General features: G+C 52.6%; 10 protein-coding genes, 1 pseudogene and 1 riboswitch. Of the genes and pseudogenes, 3 read left to right on the top strand and 8 right to left on the bottom strand.

Annotated elements, in window-relative coordinates; all coding sequences use genetic code 11:
• Positions 1-867, bottom strand: a pseudogene (locus tag ACTRC3_RS10110) (hypothetical protein); the annotation flags it as partial.
• A gap of 219 nt (positions 868-1,086) precedes the next feature.
• Between ACTRC3_RS10110 and ACTRC3_RS10105 the strand changes: the two are divergent.
• Positions 1,087-1,920: a delta-lactam-biosynthetic de-N-acetylase gene (locus tag ACTRC3_RS10105; protein WP_440322974.1), complete on the top strand. Its 834-nt coding sequence runs from the start codon at positions 1,087-1,089 to the stop codon at positions 1,918-1,920.
• 117 nt (positions 1,921-2,037) lie between these two features.
• Here the strand turns inward: ACTRC3_RS10105 and ACTRC3_RS10100 are convergent, their stop codons facing one another.
• The 5 genes from ACTRC3_RS10100 to ACTRC3_RS10080 all read right to left on the bottom strand — a co-directional run bounded on the left by ACTRC3_RS10100 (position 2,038) and on the right by ACTRC3_RS10080 (position 10,740).
• On the bottom strand, positions 2,038-2,415 hold the full coding sequence (locus tag ACTRC3_RS10100) for a Rid family detoxifying hydrolase (protein WP_178037950.1): 378 nt from the start codon (positions 2,413-2,415) through the stop codon (positions 2,038-2,040).
• Between the two features lie 228 nt (positions 2,416-2,643).
• Positions 2,644-4,137, bottom strand: coding sequence for a glutamate synthase subunit beta (locus ACTRC3_RS10095; protein WP_440322973.1), 1,494 nt, complete (start codon positions 4,135-4,137; stop codon positions 2,644-2,646).
• 13 nt (positions 4,138-4,150) lie between these two features.
• Positions 4,151-8,683 carry a glutamate synthase large subunit gene (gene gltB / locus ACTRC3_RS10090; RefSeq protein WP_440322972.1) on the bottom strand — a complete coding sequence of 1,511 codons (4,533 nt, stop codon included), beginning with the start codon at positions 8,681-8,683 and terminating at the stop codon, positions 4,151-4,153.
• A gap of 403 nt (positions 8,684-9,086) precedes the next feature.
• Entirely contained in the window at positions 9,087-9,893 is an 807-nt protein-coding gene (locus tag ACTRC3_RS10085; protein ID WP_440322971.1) for a lysostaphin resistance A-like protein, read from the bottom strand.
• Positions 9,877-10,740: a sialate O-acetylesterase gene (locus ACTRC3_RS10080; RefSeq protein ID WP_440322970.1), complete on the bottom strand. Its 864-nt coding sequence runs from the start codon at positions 10,738-10,740 to the stop codon at positions 9,877-9,879. The genes ACTRC3_RS10085 and ACTRC3_RS10080 overlap by 17 nt, the downstream gene beginning before the upstream one ends.
• A 191-nt stretch (positions 10,741-10,931) precedes the next feature.
• A riboswitch (TPP riboswitch) is annotated at positions 10,932-11,032 on the top strand.
• A 38-nt stretch (positions 11,033-11,070) separates the two neighbouring features.
• Between ACTRC3_RS10080 and thiT the strand changes: the two genes are divergently transcribed.
• A complete protein-coding gene (thiT, locus tag ACTRC3_RS10075; RefSeq protein WP_178037945.1) occupies positions 11,071-11,745 on the top strand; it encodes an energy-coupled thiamine transporter ThiT in 675 nt (224 codons plus the stop codon).
• Between the two features lie 102 nt (positions 11,746-11,847).
• On the opposite strand, the gene ACTRC3_RS10070 is transcribed toward thiT, so the two are convergent.
• Both ACTRC3_RS10070 and argS read right to left on the bottom strand, forming a co-directional pair.
• Complete coding sequence (locus tag ACTRC3_RS10070; RefSeq protein ID WP_440322969.1) at positions 11,848-12,852, bottom strand: helix-turn-helix domain-containing protein; 1,005 nt, start codon at positions 12,850-12,852, stop codon at positions 11,848-11,850.
• A 134-nt stretch (positions 12,853-12,986) separates the two neighbouring features.
• Positions 12,987-14,753 (bottom strand): arginine--tRNA ligase, encoded by a 1,767-nt coding sequence (gene argS / locus ACTRC3_RS10065; RefSeq protein WP_440322968.1) that lies wholly within the window; start codon positions 14,751-14,753, stop codon positions 12,987-12,989.
• Positions 14,754-14,897: 144 nt separating this feature from the next.
• Between argS and ACTRC3_RS10060 the strand changes: the two genes are divergently transcribed.
• Complete coding sequence (locus ACTRC3_RS10060; protein ID WP_349163391.1) at positions 14,898-15,650, top strand: exodeoxyribonuclease III; 753 nt, start codon at positions 14,898-14,900, stop codon at positions 15,648-15,650.
• The last annotated feature ends 232 nt before the right edge of the window (positions 15,651-15,882 follow it).

Below are 15,882 nucleotides of genomic sequence, written 5' to 3'. Positions count from 1 at the left end.
GGTGTTGACTGTGGCACTCTTAATTGTCACAGTGGCTCCGTTCTGGGCCAACAGGCCTGCGTTCATGCCATAGAAATCACCATTGTCCGCGCTGGATGAGGAACCGGCAGTCTTATTAACAGTGATATTACTTAAAGTCGCGGTGGCTCCGTCCACCCGGAGGGCGTTCTCGTCGTCGCCGGTGGAGCTGTAGGTCTCGCCATCTGCGGTAGTATCCGCATCTATCGTCGTGGCCGCCGTTCCGTTGGAAGCGTCGCTGCCCTGGCCGGGGCCTCCGTTACCTCCCGCACCCGGGCCGCCCGCGTTTTTGACTACAATAGTCAATGCATTGTTGTCAGCGTCCAGAGTCAGCTCCAGAATACTGCCCTCTTTGATGTCATCCGCCGTGCCATCTGTGTTCTCGCCGCCCTGCTCTACGGTGATCTGGGTGTCATCCGTCAGGGTAAATGTGATGGACTCACCGGAGGCGGTGAACATGGAAGGCGCCTGGCCGTCTGAGCTGTCTCCATCCGGCTTTGCGGGAGCCTCTCCGCTCGGTGCCTCTCCATCCGGTTTCTCCAGAGCTTCCCCGTCTGTACTCTCTCCGTCCGGCTTCTCCGGCGCTTCTCCACTGGGAGCCTCGCCGTCCGGTTTTTCCGGTGCCTCGCCCGGAGCCTGACCATCGCCCGGCGCCTGCATCTCGGCCATCTCGCCCAGGTCCGCCGTCACCGTATTGCCGTCTACCGCTGTCACCTGCACAGTTACGCTCTCGCTCTCTTCTGCCTCCGACGTCTGTGTGCTATCTGCCATTGTCTTTGTACAACCGGTCATTCCCACTGTCGCCAATGCCACAGCACAACCCATCGCCAACAATTTCGCATACTTCATAATCTTATACCTCCATTTACGCCCCGAAAGCCTTCCGCATCCGGCGTCAATGCTTTTATTTTTCTGTTGATACTGTTATCATACCGGAACTTTGTGTTCAGATTATGGGAGAATTATGGAAAAACTATGAAATGCTGTTTCCTGTGAACGCAATCCTGCGTTCATATACCTTCTGATTTTCACATATACTGTAAAACTACAAGTCGAAGGAGTCCGCCTATGAAACCTGTCGCTTCCATGTCTGCTCACCTGTTCCTGCGCCTGTGCGGGATTGCCCTGCTTCTGACCCTGGCCTATTTCGGCGGTCAGGGCGTCGCGCGCATTTCGGACGGAAGTGCTGCACTACTCCCTGTATCCGGAGCAGCTTCCACCAGCTGGGGACTGGGCTTTGGCGAACCCGGCACTCCGCCCACCGGTACAGTTTCTGCCAATACGCTAAAAAAATATGACGCTTATTACATAGAAGAAACGGCGGAAAAGAAGCTCTATCTGACCTTCGACTGCGGCTTTGAAAATGGCAATACGCCTGCGATTCTGGACGCCCTGAAGAAGCATGACGCGCCCGCCACCTTCTTCGTGGTAGGCCATTACCTGGAGACCAGCCCGGATCTGGTGAAGCGGATGCTGGCCGAGGGACACACGGTGGGCAATCACACTTACCATCATCCGGATATGTCCAAAATCAGTACCGAAGCGGACTTCGCGAAGGAGCTGGAATCCCTGGAAACCCTTTACCAGGAAGTGACCGGCGAGCCCATCTCGAAATACTATCGGCCACCTCAGGGCATTTACAGTGAAAAGAATCTGCAGATGGCCAACGATCTGGGCTACCACACCTTCTTCTGGAGCCTGGCCTACGCGGACTGGAAACAGGATGATCAGCCCACCCACGAACAGGCCTTCGACAAGCTTCTGACCCGCATCCATCCGGGCGCCGTGGTGCTGCTTCACAATACCTCGAAAACCAATGGGGAGATTCTCGATGAATTACTGACGAAATGGGAAGAGATGGGGTATACCTTTCATCCTTTGAGCGAGCTGTGCGGAGCGTAACGAAAACCGGTAATGAATCTGCGATGATTCATTACCGAAATTTGATTTTGCCTTTTCTGTATCTGCTCTGTATCAAAAAAGGAAGCGCCTCCCAGCGCTCCCTCTTTCATCTCATTTTTATCTTCCCGCGATAACCTCTACCTCGCACAGCACGCCCTTGGGCAGGTCTTTCACTGCCACGCAGGATCTGGCCGGAGCCTCCTCCTTGAAATAGCGGCTGTATACCTCGTTGAACTTGGCAAAGTCCGCGATGTCTGCCAGGAAACAGGTGGTCTTGATCACGTTGCTGTAGTCGAGACCTGCCTCTTTTAAGATAGCTCCCACATTCTTCAGGGACTGATCTGCCTGACCCTCGATGTTGTCAGACTCTACCTCGCCGGTAGCCGGGTTTACCGGAATCTGGCCGGATGCGTATACCATACCATTATACTCGATGGCCTGGGAATAAGGGCCGATGGCAGCGGGTGCGTTGGTTGTAGCGATAACTTTTTTCATTGTTTTACCTCCATTGATTCTTTGGAATAAAATTTGTAACTGTTCAGTACCTGAACAGTTACTAAAATCTATCCTATTCCTTACTATATAGCGTTAAATTTTCCTTGTCAATTCAGGATTCTGATTATCCATTAATCATAATTTCCAATCCGCAGATTTTTCTCATTTAAAATCAGAACGTAAAAAGAAAGAGAAGTTTTTGACGCTTCTCTTTCTCCCGATGTTTATTTACTGCACCTGCAGGCTCGTATACCCCATCAGATCCAGGTCCACCGCGCAGGCGGCCTCTCGGCCCTCGCGGATGGCCCAAACTACCAGGGACTGACCCCGGTGCATGTCTCCTGCGGTGAAGACCCGGTCCACGTTGGTCTTGTACTGGCCCGGAACGGTGTTGACATTGGTTCTGGCATTGACCTCCACGCCAAAGGCCTTGGTTACATAGTCCTGGCTTCCCAGGAAGCCTGCGGCGATCAGCACCACGTCCACATCCAGGGTGAACTCGCTGCCCTCGATGGGTACCATCATCATACGGCCGGTCTTCTCGTCCTTCTTACTCTCCAGCTTGCAGCAGACGGCTTTCTTCAGATTACCAGCCTTGTCGCCGATGAACTCCTTGACGGTAGTGGTATAGATACGCGGGTCGGAGCCAAACATAGCGATAGCTTCCTCCTGGCCGTAATCAGTCTTGCAGATCTTCGGCCATTCGGGCCAGGGGTTGTTCGGGGTCCGGGTATCCGGAGCCTTCGGCATCATTTCCAGCTGGATGACGGATTTTGCGCCAAGTCTGATAGAGGTTCCCACACAGTCATTTCCGGTGTCGCCTCCGCCGATGACCATCACGTTCTTCCCTTTGGTGGAAATGAATTTCTTGTCAGCGAAATTGGAATCCAGCAGACTCTTGGTGGTGGCCCGGAGGAAATCTACCGCGAAATAAATTCCCTTCAGCTCTCGGCCCGGCACCTTGATGTCCCGGGGATTGGAAGCGCCGCAGGTCAGAATCACACGATCGTAATCCTTCAGAATCTCTGCCGCCTTCTTATCCTTACCCACATCCGTATTGACTACAAATTTCACGCCCTCAGCCTTCATCATGTCGATTTTCCGATCAATGATGTGCTTCTCCAGATTCATATTCGGAATGCCATAGCGGAGAAGTCCGCCTACCCGGTCAAAGCGCTCAAACACCGTCACAGAATGGCCTCTGTGATTCAGCTGATCCGCTGCTGCCAGTCCCGAAGGACCGCTTCCGATAATCGCGATCTTCTTGCCGGTACGGTTCGTGGGCGGCGTCGGTACGGCGTAGCCCTCTTTGTAGGCATTTTCAATGATGGCTAATTCGTTACTCTTGGTGGATACCGGATCGCCGTTCAGGTTGCAGGTACAGGCCTTCTCGCAGAGAGCCGGACACACCCGTCCCGTGAACTCCGGGAAGCTGCTGGTGCGCTTCAGACGCTTGTAGGCCTGCTCCCAGTTGCCCATATACAGTAAATCGTTCCACTCCGGGATCAGGTTGTGCAGCGGACAGCCGGAAGCCATGCCACCAATCATCATACCTGCCTGGCAGAAGGGGACGCCGCATGACATGCAACGCGCTCCCTGTTTTTCCTGCTCCTCTTTGGAAAGAGGGGTATGGAATTCATTAAAATTCTTGATACGTTCCTTCGGAGACTGTGCTTTCGGATTTACCCGGTCATACTCCATAAATCCTGTCGGTTTTCCCATGATGCTCCCCTCCTTATTTCTGCTGGTTTGCGTAAAATGCTTCAATCTGTGCCTGCTCGCTGCTTAAGCCCTTCTCCTCCATCTGGACGATGGTCATCAGCATTCGCTGGTAATCCCGCGGAATAATCTTCTTGAACTTGGGCAGATACTCTCCAAAGTTTGCCAGGATTTCCTTGCCCTTCTCGGAGTTGGTGTAAGCCACATGATCCTCGATCATGCCCTTCAGCTCCAGCACGTCGTATTTATCGGTCACTTCCTGAATCAGAACCATACTCTTATTGAGCTTTGTATACAGGTCGCGGTCCTCATCCAGCACATAAGCCACGCCGCCGCTCATACCTGCGGCGAAATTCTTGCCCGTCTTGCCGATAACGGCCACCCGGCCACCGGTCATGTACTCGCAGCCGTGGTCGCCCACGCCCTCGACGACTGCTACCGCGCCGGAATTACGGACGCAGAAACGCTCGCCGGCCACGCCGTTGATGTAAGCCTTGCCGCTGGTGGCGCCGTAGAGAGCCACATTTCCGATGATAATATTTTCATCCTGCTTGAAGTGTACACCTCTGGGCGGATAAACCACCAGCTTGCCGCCGGACAGACCCTTGCCGAAATAGTCGTTGCTGTCGCCCTCCAGTTCCAGAGTCAGACCCTTCGGGATAAAGGCTCCGAAGCTCTGTCCGCCCGCGCCCTTACATTTTACCGTAAAAGTATCCTCTTCCAGGCCTTCCGGATACCGCTTGGTGATCTCAGAACCAAACATGGTGCCGAAAGCACGATCCGTATTGCCCACATCCAACTCGATGCTGCGCTTGGTGCCATTTTCCAGGGCCGGGAGCAGCTGCTTGAACAGAACCTTCTGATCCAGGGTCTTCTCCAGTTCGAAGTTGTAGACCAGCTTCGGATCAAAGATAACCTTCTGGCCCTTACCTGCGAACGGGTTGTTCAGGATGTTGCTTAAGTCAATCTCCGCCTGACGGCCGGTCAGTCCATCGCGGACCTTCAGAAGGTCGGAGCGTCCCACCAGCTCGTCCACGGTGCGCACGCCCAGACGGGCCATGTACTCCCGGAGATCCTGCGCGATAAAGCGCATGAAGTTGATGACATATTCAGGTTTGCCGCGGAACCGTTTTCTCAGCTCCGGGTTCTGGGTAGCCACGCCCACCGGGCAGGTATCCAGGTTGCAGACACGCATCATGACGCAGCCCATGGTTACCAGCGGCGCTGTGGCGAAGCCGAACTCCTCGGCTCCCAGCATGGCCGCGATGGCCACATCCTCTCCGGTCATCAGCTTGCCGTCGGTCTCAATGCGGACACGGCTTCGCAGGCCATTCATGATCAAAGTCTGGTGAGTCTCCGCCAGTCCCAGCTCCCAGGGAAGTCCCGCGTTGTGGATGGAGCTTCTGGGCGCCGCGCCGGTACCTCCGTCGTATCCGGAAATCAGGATAACCTGGGCTCCGGCCTTGGCTACACCGGCTGCGACAGTTCCCACGCCGGCCTCGGAAACCAGCTTCACAGAAATCCGTGCGTCCCGGTTGGAATTCTTCAAATCATAAATCAGCTGCGCCAAATCCTCAATGGAATAGATATCGTGATGAGGCGGCGGGGAAATCAGGCTCACGCCCGGCGTGGAGTGACGGGTCTTGGCAATCCACGGATACACCTTTCCGCCCGGCAGATGGCCGCCCTCACCGGGCTTCGCGCCCTGGGCCATCTTGATCTGCAGCTCTTTGGCGCTGACCAGATAGCGGGAGGTTACGCCGAAACGTCCCGAAGCCACCTGCTTGATGGCAGAACAGCGGTTCAGGCCGTCCGGTCCGATTTCCAGACGCTCCAGGCTCTCACCGCCCTCACCGGAGTTGGACTTGCCATGCAGAGTGTTCATGGCGATGGCCAGACATTCATGGGCCTCCTGGGAAATGGATCCGTAGGACATGGCTCCGGTCTTAAACCGGGTCACGATGGAGTCCACGCTCTCTACCTCCTCAATGGGTACGCCCTTCTTCGGGTAGTTGAAGTCCATCAGTCTCCGGAGATAGCCCCGGTTATTTTCCCCGTTGATAAGCTCCGTATATTCCTTGAACATCTTGTAGTCGCCCCGCTTTGTGGACTCCTGCAGCAGATGGATGGTCTGCGGATTGTACAGATGCTTCTCGCCGCCGCTTCTGCTCTTATGGCGTCCCACGCTCTCCAGCGTCAGGTCCACATTCAGTCCCAGGGGATCGAAGGCTGCGGAATGAAGCTCGTCCGCCTGTTTCTCAATGTCTGCCAGAGTGATGCCGCCCACACGGCTGACGGTATTGGTGAAGTACTCGTCCACCACATCCTTGTCGATACCGATGGCCTCGAAGATCTTGGAGCCCTGATAGGACTGGATGGTGGAAATACCCATCTTGGAAGCGATTTTTACGATGCCATGAAGTACCGCGCTGTTATAATCGTCTACGGCTGCGTAATAATCTTTATTCAGCAGCTTGCATGATACCAGTTCCCGGATGGTCTCCTGTGCCAGATAGGGGTTGATAGCACAGGCGCCGTAGCCTAAAAGTGCTGCGAAATGATGTACCTCTCTGGGCTCGCCGCTCTCCAGAATCAACGCCACGCCGGTACGCTTCTTGGTGGTAACCAGATGCTGGTTCAGTCCGGATACCGCAAGCAAGGACGGAATCGCCACATGGTTCTCATCCACGCCCCGGTCGGAGATAATCAGGATATTCGCGCCGTCCCGATAAGCACGGTCCGCCTCCACATACAAACGATCCATGGCCTTCTTCAGGCTGGTATTTTTATAATAGGTAATCGGAATCACTTCTACCTTGAAGCCGGGAACCTTCATGCTCTTAATCTTCAGGATATCCGTGTTCGTCAGAATCGGATGGTTGATGCGAAGCAGTCTGCAGTTTTCCGGGGTCTCCTCCAGCACATTTCCTTCCTTGCCCACATACACGGTGGTAGAGGTGACGATTTCCTCACGGATGGCGTCGATGGGCGGATTGGTAACCTGGGCGAACCGCTGCTTGAAATAGTTAAAAAGCGGCGGATGCTCCTCGGACAATGCCGCCAGCGGGGTGTCGATACCCATGGCTCCGATACCCTCGGCTCCGTTCTGGGCCATCTGCAGGATGGAGGTACGGTATTCCTCGTAGTTGTATCCAAAGGACTTCTGCAGTTTTCTGCGCTCATCTGCGGAAAACTCCGGTACTCTTTCATTGGGGATCTTCAGATCCTTTAACTGTACCAGGTTGCTGTCCAGCCACTCGCCGTAGGGCTGCGCAGAAGCGTATTTTTCTTTCAGATGCTCGTCGTCGATGACCTCACCTTTGACTGTATCCACCAGAAGCATTTTTCCAGGATGGAGACGCTCTTTGATGACAATCTTCGTCGGGTCGATGTCCAGGACGCCCACCTCAGAGGAAAGAATCAGGGTGTCGTCGGTGGTGATGTAGTAACGGGAAGGCCTAAGGCCGTTGCGGTCCAGAACGGCTCCCATCACATCGCCGTCGCTGAACAGAATGGATGCCGGGCCGTCCCAGGGCTCCATCATGGTAGCGTAATACTGGTAAAAATCACGCTTTTTCTGAGACATGGCCTTGTTGTTATCCCAGGGCTCCGGAATAGTAATCATGACGGCCAGCGGAAGATCCATACCGCTCATAACCAGGAACTCCAGGGTATTATCCAGCATGGCGGAGTCGGAACCGGATGCATTAACCACCGGAAGCACCTTGTTCAGATCTTTTTTCAGATGGCTGGACTCCATGGTTTCCTCCCGGGCCAGCATCTTGTCCGCGTTGCCCTGGATGGTGTTGATCTCGCCGTTGTGTACGATAAAACGGTTGGGATGAGCTCTCTCCCAGCTGGGGTTTGTATTGGTACTGAAACGGGAATGTACGATGGCGATGGCCGATTCGTAATTCTCATCCTGCAGATCCAGGAAGAAGGAACGCAGCTGATGTACCAGGAACATGCCCTTGTATACAATGGTTCTGCTGGAAAGGGATACCACGTAGGTATCGTCGTTGGACTGCTCAAAGGTCCGGCGGGCCACATAGAGCTTTCGATCGAAATCCAGTCCCTTTTCCACATTCGCCGGACGCTTCACGAAGCCCTGCATGATGCACGGCATCTTCTCCAGCGCCTTGGTTCCGAGAACGGACGGTACGGTGGGAACCTCTCTCCAGCCCAGGAACTCCATGCCCTCTTTTTCCACAATGATCTCGAACATCTTCCGGGCCTGGTTGCGCTTCAGCTCATCCTGGGGGAAGAAGAACATTCCGATACCGTAATCTCTTTCTTCACCTAAAAAGACGCCGAGAGGTTTGACTGCCTGGGAGAAGAACTTATGTGATATCTGTAATAAGATTCCTACTCCGTCTCCAGTCTTACCTTCGGCGTCTTTGCCGGCCCTGTGTTCCAGGTTCTCTACAATTTTCAATGCGTTCGCCACGGTCTCGTGACTTTTCAATCCTTTGATGTTGACCACTGCACCGATACCACAGTTATCGTGCTCAAATCGCGGGTCATACAATCCCATGCTCTGTTGGCTCATACCCATCCCTCCAGATCCTTGAACTCGCTTGTTTGGAATTTTCAATTACTATTATTCTTCAGTGCAGCGTCCTGCTCTGACTTTATTGGTACTATACAACGATTTTTTTCAGATGTAAAGAGTGAATTTTTGTTATGTTGTCAGATTATTTGTGAATTTTTATTTTTTCATTGAATTGTGTCTTTGTTTTCTCTTTTTTCTTTGGAAATAAGGACTATAGGAACAATTCAAATATCATTTTTCTCAATAATTTTTCTGGTTATTCATGGACCTTCTTAATCTTGAACGCCCTTCGCTCCTATTGGCTCAAATTTAACACATACTTTTTCATGAAGCACGGTCTTTCACTCACTGCCTGCACAACAAAAGCAGCTCCATGGTTGGGCTGCCTTTGCTTGCGTTCTTAAATTGTAAATTTCTTCCATACATAAAACCCAGCCAGCAGACACACCGCCGCCACCGCCAGATACAACGGCAAGCTTCCATAAAGCACATTCTGCCACTCCGGCATCCTTTCCAGAAAAATGGTAGAGGCGTTCACCGCCGCATGGGCCAGAATCGCCGGAGGAAGCGAACCTTCCGCCTCGTAAACCCAATTCAGGTACAAACCGATCAGGAACGCGAACAGCCCCTGCACCAGATTACCGTGAAGAATACCAAAGAGCAGGGACGCGCAAACAATAGCTGCATAAGGGTTCTGCAACACCTTTTTCAGATTCCGGTAGAGAATTCCCCGCACCAGAAGTTCTTCCAGGATCGGGGCCGTCACCACACTGGCCGCCACCAGAGACAGAAGACTTCCCGTATACAGGCTGTCGCTGGCCGTCTCATAGCCCGGAAACAGGGTGGGTAATGGCGTTAGGCCAATCAACAGGTTGAAGCCGCGGCCCAGGAACAGACCACCCAGGATCGCCAGAATCAGCCGGCTTGTCCGGGGCTGCTTTTTCCAGGCGGCAGTTTTTCCGCTGCTGCGCGTTTTCTGCCCATCCGCCTGCCCACGAATGCGATCTTCACGATACATCCTGTAAAAAATCGGAATTTCAATGGCATTAACAGCAGCCAGCTCCCAGACTGCATGCTCCGGAGCTGTAAAAAATTCGAAAAAGCACAATTCCAGTGCCGCCTGGATTGCCATATTCAGACTCACATACAGCAGGAACGGCATGGCCAGCTCCCACAGGGTTTTACCAAGACTATTTTTCTGATCCATGCTCTTTCACATACGCTCCCGCATTTTTTCCGGCGTCCGCGCCGATGAGATTCAGAGCCTCCTGGTTGTAATGGATGCCCAGTTCATCCCGCAGATCCGCGTCAGTCAGCTCCGCCGGAAGGGTAGACACCAGGAGCAGATTCTCATTTTCCTCACAGGCCGCAAGCTGCGCGTCCATCACAGCCTGGTGCTTCGCCGGGTCAGTCAGATCCGGACCAAGCTGAATCAGAAAACATTTTTCCACGCCCTGCTCCTTCATGTAGGAGACCAGTTCGGCAAGCTGCGCCTTGTATTCATCGACCGTAGTCTCCAGATTTGCATCGGCCTCGCCCTGGAACCAGACCATGTAGGTGTGATACACATGAATTTTTTCTTTCTTCATGCAGTCCTTCGCCGCGTTCAGGCGATCGGCTGTCTCCTCCTTCAGGCCTTTGGTCAGCCAGCCGTTCAGGGAAGAGCTGCCCCGGGACGCGGATACAGCCACCACCGGCACGTTCGTCTGCTCATAGTAGGCGTTTACAAAGGAGGTCACCAGACTTCCCTTGCGCTCCAGAAGCTCCGTGTCGTCCAGGGCTCCGCGATTTTCCTTCTTCCCAAATGGCTCCTCCAGCACATGCAGGGTATCCGGGTCGGTCACGGCGCGATACTCGTAACCGGCTCCTTCGGTAAGCTTTGGCGCGGCACTTGCGTCGCCGCCTGCGCCGCTCATGTTGCTCTGGCCCATAAAAATAATCAGGTCCATGCTCCGCCAGGTTTTCTGCTGATAAATATTCACGCACACCAGAAGAAGGCAGCAGAGGGCGCTTAAGAGAAAGATGACTTTTTTATTGTTCGGTACTCGGTTCATAGAATTCTCCGTTTCTTATACTTTGACCCTGTTTCACCTTTGGCTACCAGGGTTCTATTCCATATGGATTCATATTCTACAAGTATAAGCCCCTTCTTTGCCCCTGTCAAATCTTCCTGCTATTCACGAAAATACAAAATGTTTTCTCTTGACTTTCTTTCCCAGTTACCCTATAGTGGAATTAATCACATAGCGACAGCTAGGGGAGCCAAAGGCTGAGAATACACTTCTGTGTTGACCCTCATTACTTGAACCGGTTAGTACCGGCGTAAGGAAGCATCTTTTGTATCCCCTCCTGTGAAATTTTTCATACCTAAGGAGGATTTTTTTATGTCACTTTTTGCTACGAAGCTGGTGGACGAGTACGGCGGTACCACCTATAACCTGACGGGCCTGGGCTATGGCGCCCTGGTGGCTCTGATGCTGCTTCTTCTCATTCTGGCCTGCTACGTCACCGGAGGCAAGACCAGATTCAAAACCAAGCATCTGGTTTTCGCGGCGGCAGCCATGGCGCTGGCCATGATTACTTCGTTCCTGAAGCTTTTCGAGGCTCCCATGGGCGGCTCCGTCACCCTGTTTTCCATGCTGTTTATCTGCTGCATCGGTTACTGGTACGGCCTGCGCACCGGCATCATGACCGGCGTGGCCTACGGCCTCTTACAGCTTATCTCTGACCCCTACATCATCAGCCTGCCCCAGATGATCACCGACTACCTGCTGGCCTTCGGAGCGCTCGGACTGTCCGGTATCTTCTGCAATAAAAAGAACGGACTCATCAAAGGCTACATTGTGGGAGTCCTGGGCCGCTACTTCTTTGCCTTCCTGTCCGGCCTGATTTTCTTCGGCATGTACGCAGAAGGAACCGGCATGAGCGCCCCGGTTTATTCCCTGGCCTACAACGGCTCTTATCTGGGCTGCGAGGCGGCCATTACACTGATTGTACTGGCGATTCCGGCGGTAAATAAGGCATTTGCGCAGGTGAAGCAAATGGCGGTGGCAGATTAAACAATCATTCTTTTACACCAACAAAAAAATGCCGTGGATTCTTTTGTAGAATCTACGGCATTTTTTCCTCTTTTCGAAAACTTTTTACGACCCTGTTTCCTTCTATTTTTCCGAGGTTTTGTCACTATCTTTCTGCTGCTGCCGTTTCTTTTTGATGGTAAACCGCAGCTCCGCCTGCTTTGTGCCGATGATCATTTCCCATTGGATGCCGTCGCATTCGGTACGGTTGGAAAGGATGTCGTCTTTTTCGTAGCTTTCGGTGTCGTATTCCACCAGGATCATGCCCTTCTGACGCTCACCTCCGATGATCATGCGGTGGTCGGTGAAGGCGATGATGGGGTGCCACATCATGGGGAGGGCGTTTCGGGTGTATTCGCCGTACTGGGTGACCAGTTCGACGGCTTCGCCAGGCTTCAATTCTGCCTCAATGGCTTTCAGAATCTTCTCGCACTTACTCTCATCCGGCTCCGGCTGCTGGCGGCTTTTCAGAAAGTACAGCATCTCTTGAGCCGTGTGCATTTTCGGGCACTGATTTTCCATCAGGCTTTCCAACTGCTCCGTAGTGAACTCGTATTCATCTTTATTCATGCGCTGGCACTGGAGGATGCAGATAAAACCTATCAGCAACAAAGAAGACACACCTGCATTCAGACCGACTCCGGCTTTTCCCATATACGCAAACCACAATTCGAAAACTATATACAAAACCATTGCCATACCTACACAGAGCAGACTGAATTTCAGGCTGGAATCGATCTGTTTCTTCCAGGCTGCCCGCTCCTGATTCAGATACTGCACCACCGTATGTAGTCCCTCATAGGTTACGACTCCGGCGTTTCCGCCTTCTGCTTTCATATCCACAGCTGAACCGCTGTCATCCGGCTGCATCTTCATTTCCCGCCTGCTTCCCTCCAGCAGCTCCTGCACCGTCACCCCCAGCACATCCGCCAGTTCCAGTAACAGTGAGATATCCGGCATCCCATGACCATTTTCCCAGCGGGAGACACTGCGGGAATTAACGCCAAGCCTCGCTCCAAGCTGTTCCTGGGTCATGCCCTTTCCCTTTCTTAGTTCCGCGATAAACTTTCCGGTTTTGATCTGCTCCATGGTGAAGTCCTCCTGCTGTGTTTTCTGATTTTATCTTAGCATAAATGCGTGCATAGGGACATGACATAGAATGAGAGTGGCGGAAAATCCTGCATTTATAGGACTTTCCGCCATTTATTTTCATAATATTTATTTTACATTCTCTCCGGTGCTTCGAAGCCCAGCACATCGATGCAGGTCTCCAGCACCCGCTTGGTCAACTGCAGTACAGCCACCAGCCCTGCACGCTTCTCTTCGTCCTCTTCGCCAAGAATCTTTGTCTCATGATAGAACTTGTTGAAGGCGTTCGCCAGCTCATAGATATAAGCGCAGACCTTATGGGGCGCCAGCTCGTCAAAGGCATTCTCCAGCACGCCATTGAAGCGGGCCAGTACCAGCTCCAGCGCCTTCTGGCTGTCATTTTCCGCTGCCGGAATCCGTCCCTTTGTCAGATCGCCGCCCTGGGCCTGATACTTGTTCAGAATGGACTTAATCCGCACAATGGTGTACAGGATATAGGGTCCGGTATTGCCTTCAAAGGAGGTAAAGCGGTCGATATCAAAGACATAGTCCTTGGACGCCTGGTTGGACAGGTCGCCGTACTTGATGGCGGACAGACCAATCTTCTTCGCCGTATCCCGCGCCTCTTCCTCGGAAATCTCAGAATTCTCCGCGATCTTCTGATACATCTTTTCGTTGATATCGGAAATCAGGTACTCCAAACGCATAACGCCGCCCTCACGGGTCTTAAAGGGCTTGCCGTCCTTGCCGTTCATGGTACCAAAGCCTAAGAATTCCAGATCCGTCTCCGGCTTCACCAGGCCTGTCTTCTTGGCACAGCGGAATACCTGGATAAAATGCATCTCCTGACGCTTATCCACCACATAGATAACCTCGTCCGGATCAAAGAGCTTCCGGCGCTCTACCAGGGTTGCCAGGTCGGTGGTGGTATACAGGGACGCTCCGTCGGACTTCAGAATCATGCAGGGCGGAACCTCCTTGGTATCGGTGTCTTCCTTGACGTCTACCACCAGCGCGCCCTCGCTCTCGTAAGCGAAGCCCTCTTTCTTCAGCTTCTCCACCATATCCGGGATGTAGGGCTGGGCATCGGACTCGCCCTTCCACAGGTCAAATTCTACATTCAGGTTCGCGTAATTGCGCTTCAGGTCGGTCACAGACACATTTAAGATGTGCTGCAGGATAGCCTGATAGCCTCTGTGGCCATGCTGCACCAGATAGGTGGCGTGCATCGCCTGCTCCTTGTAGGCCTCGTCCTCCTTGGACCGGGCACTGGCTGCCGGATAGATCTCCTCCAGCTCGGAAATGGTAAAGGGTGCCTCGGTCGGGTACTCACCTGTGTAATTTTCATCAAAATATACCAGATCCGGCTTGCGCTCCTTCAGCTCTGTGATAATCAGTCCCATCTGCAGACCCCAGTCACCCAGATGGATATCGCCGGTCACGTTGTGGCCCACGAAGCGTCCCAGACGCTTCACGCTCTCGCCGATGATGGCAGAGCGGAGATGTCCCACATGCAGCGGCTTCGCCACGTTGGGTCCACCGTAGTCAATGATAATGGTCTTCGGATTCTCTGTTCTGTCACAGCCCAGGCGCTCATCATCTGCCATAACCTGCAGATACTCCTGCACATACGCAGGCGCCAGCTTCAGATTCAGGAAGCCCGGATTGACCGCATTGACCTCGGAAAACAGCTCCTGCTCCTTCAAGCTCTCTGCCACCTTATTGGCAATCTGAATGGGTGCGCAGTGATACTTTTTTGCGCCTGCCATAGCTCCGTTGCACTGATACTCGCACAGATCCGGGCGATTGGAAATGGTGACCTTTCCGTACTCAGCCTCATAGCCGCAGTTTACAAAGGCTTCGGATACCGCAGCGGTAATCCGATCCAGTAACTTCTCCATACACATATTCTCCTCTTGTAAAAATCTTTTCTTTATAATGCTTTCGGCTGCGCTTCTTTACTTTCTTTCGCAGAACCACTATAATAATATCTATTATATGTAAAATGCAAGAAAAGATCAAATCTTTTCTGTAAGGAGGAACCTATGAAACTGATTTCCTGGAATGTAAACGGTCTGCGGGCCTGTGTCGGGAAAAATTTTATGGAAGATTTCAAAAAGCTGGACGCTGATATTTTCTGTCTGCAGGAAACCAAGCTTCAGGAGGGACAGATTGCGCTCAATCTGCCCGGCTATCATCAGTACTGGAATTACGCGGAGAAAAAGGGCTATAGCGGAACGGCTGTATTTACCAGAAAAGAGCCCTTAAGCGTCGCCTACGGAATCGGCGTTGAAGAACATGACCACGAAGGACGGGTCATTACCCTGGAATTTGAGGACTATTATCTGGTGACTGTCTATACCCCCAACTCCCAGGACGGCCTGAAGCGCCTGGATTACCGGATGCAGTGGGAAGATGATTTTCTCGCCTATATCAAGAGCCTGGATGAAAAAAAGCCTGTCATCTACTGCGGCGATCTAAATGTGGCCCATCAGGAAATCGACCTGAAAAACCCGAAAACCAACCGGAAAAATGCCGGATTTACAGACGAGGAACGCTCCAAAATGACAACGGTTCTCACTTCCGGCTTCGTGGATACCTTCCGGTACTTCTATCCGGACGCCGAGGGCGTCTATTCCTGGTGGTCCTACCGCTTCCGCGCCCGCGAGAAGAACGCCGGGTGGCGCATTGATTATTTTATCGTATCCGAACGCTTGAAGGACCGGCTGGAAGACGCTTCGATTCATACAGAGATCTTCGGTTCGGATCACTGCCCGGTGGAGCTGGATCTGAAGTAATTGCCTGACCTACAAGAGTTGCCACCGGCAGCTCCTTACGGATACTTCCTAGCAAAAAAGTCCTGAGCCATTGCGGTTCAGGGCTTTTCTTAAATTGAATAATTCTATTAAAATTCAACAGACATTTTATTCTATATATTGTATATCCATTACTATTCCACTACAATTTCCAGATCGTCATAGATTTCAGCCCGTAATTTTTCACCAAACTTATGGAAAACAGGCACCCAAT

Origin of the sequence: Laedolimicola sp. (genome assembly GCF_051972735.1) — a bacterium.
In the GTDB taxonomy this organism is placed as follows: domain Bacteria; phylum Bacillota; class Clostridia; order Lachnospirales; family Lachnospiraceae; genus Laedolimicola; species Laedolimicola intestinihominis.
The sequence above is the reverse complement of the archived record's forward strand: the minus strand, read 5'-3'. Positions and strand labels throughout refer to the sequence as shown.

Coding starts and splice junctions, on each gene's coding strand:
- ACTRC3_RS10105 (WP_440322974.1), top strand. CDS start 1,087: ATGAAACCTGTCGCTTCCATGTCTGCTCACCTGTTCCTGCGCCTGTGC.
- ACTRC3_RS10100 (WP_178037950.1), bottom strand. CDS start 2,415: ATGAAAAAAGTTATCGCTACAACCAACGCACCCGCTGCCATCGGCCCT.
- ACTRC3_RS10095 (WP_440322973.1), bottom strand. CDS start 4,137: ATGGGAAAACCGACAGGATTTATGGAGTATGACCGGGTAAATCCGAAA.
- gltB (WP_440322972.1), bottom strand. CDS start 8,683: ATGAGCCAACAGAGCATGGGATTGTATGACCCGCGATTTGAGCACGAT.
- ACTRC3_RS10085 (WP_440322971.1), bottom strand. CDS start 9,893: ATGGATCAGAAAAATAGTCTTGGTAAAACCCTGTGGGAGCTGGCCATG.
- ACTRC3_RS10080 (WP_440322970.1), bottom strand. CDS start 10,740: ATGAACCGAGTACCGAACAATAAAAAAGTCATCTTTCTCTTAAGCGCC.
- thiT (WP_178037945.1), top strand. CDS start 11,071: ATGTCACTTTTTGCTACGAAGCTGGTGGACGAGTACGGCGGTACCACC.
- ACTRC3_RS10070 (WP_440322969.1), bottom strand. CDS start 12,852: ATGGAGCAGATCAAAACCGGAAAGTTTATCGCGGAACTAAGAAAGGGA.
- argS (WP_440322968.1), bottom strand. CDS start 14,753: ATGGAGAAGTTACTGGATCGGATTACCGCTGCGGTATCCGAAGCCTTT.
- ACTRC3_RS10060 (WP_349163391.1), top strand. CDS start 14,898: ATGAAACTGATTTCCTGGAATGTAAACGGTCTGCGGGCCTGTGTCGGG.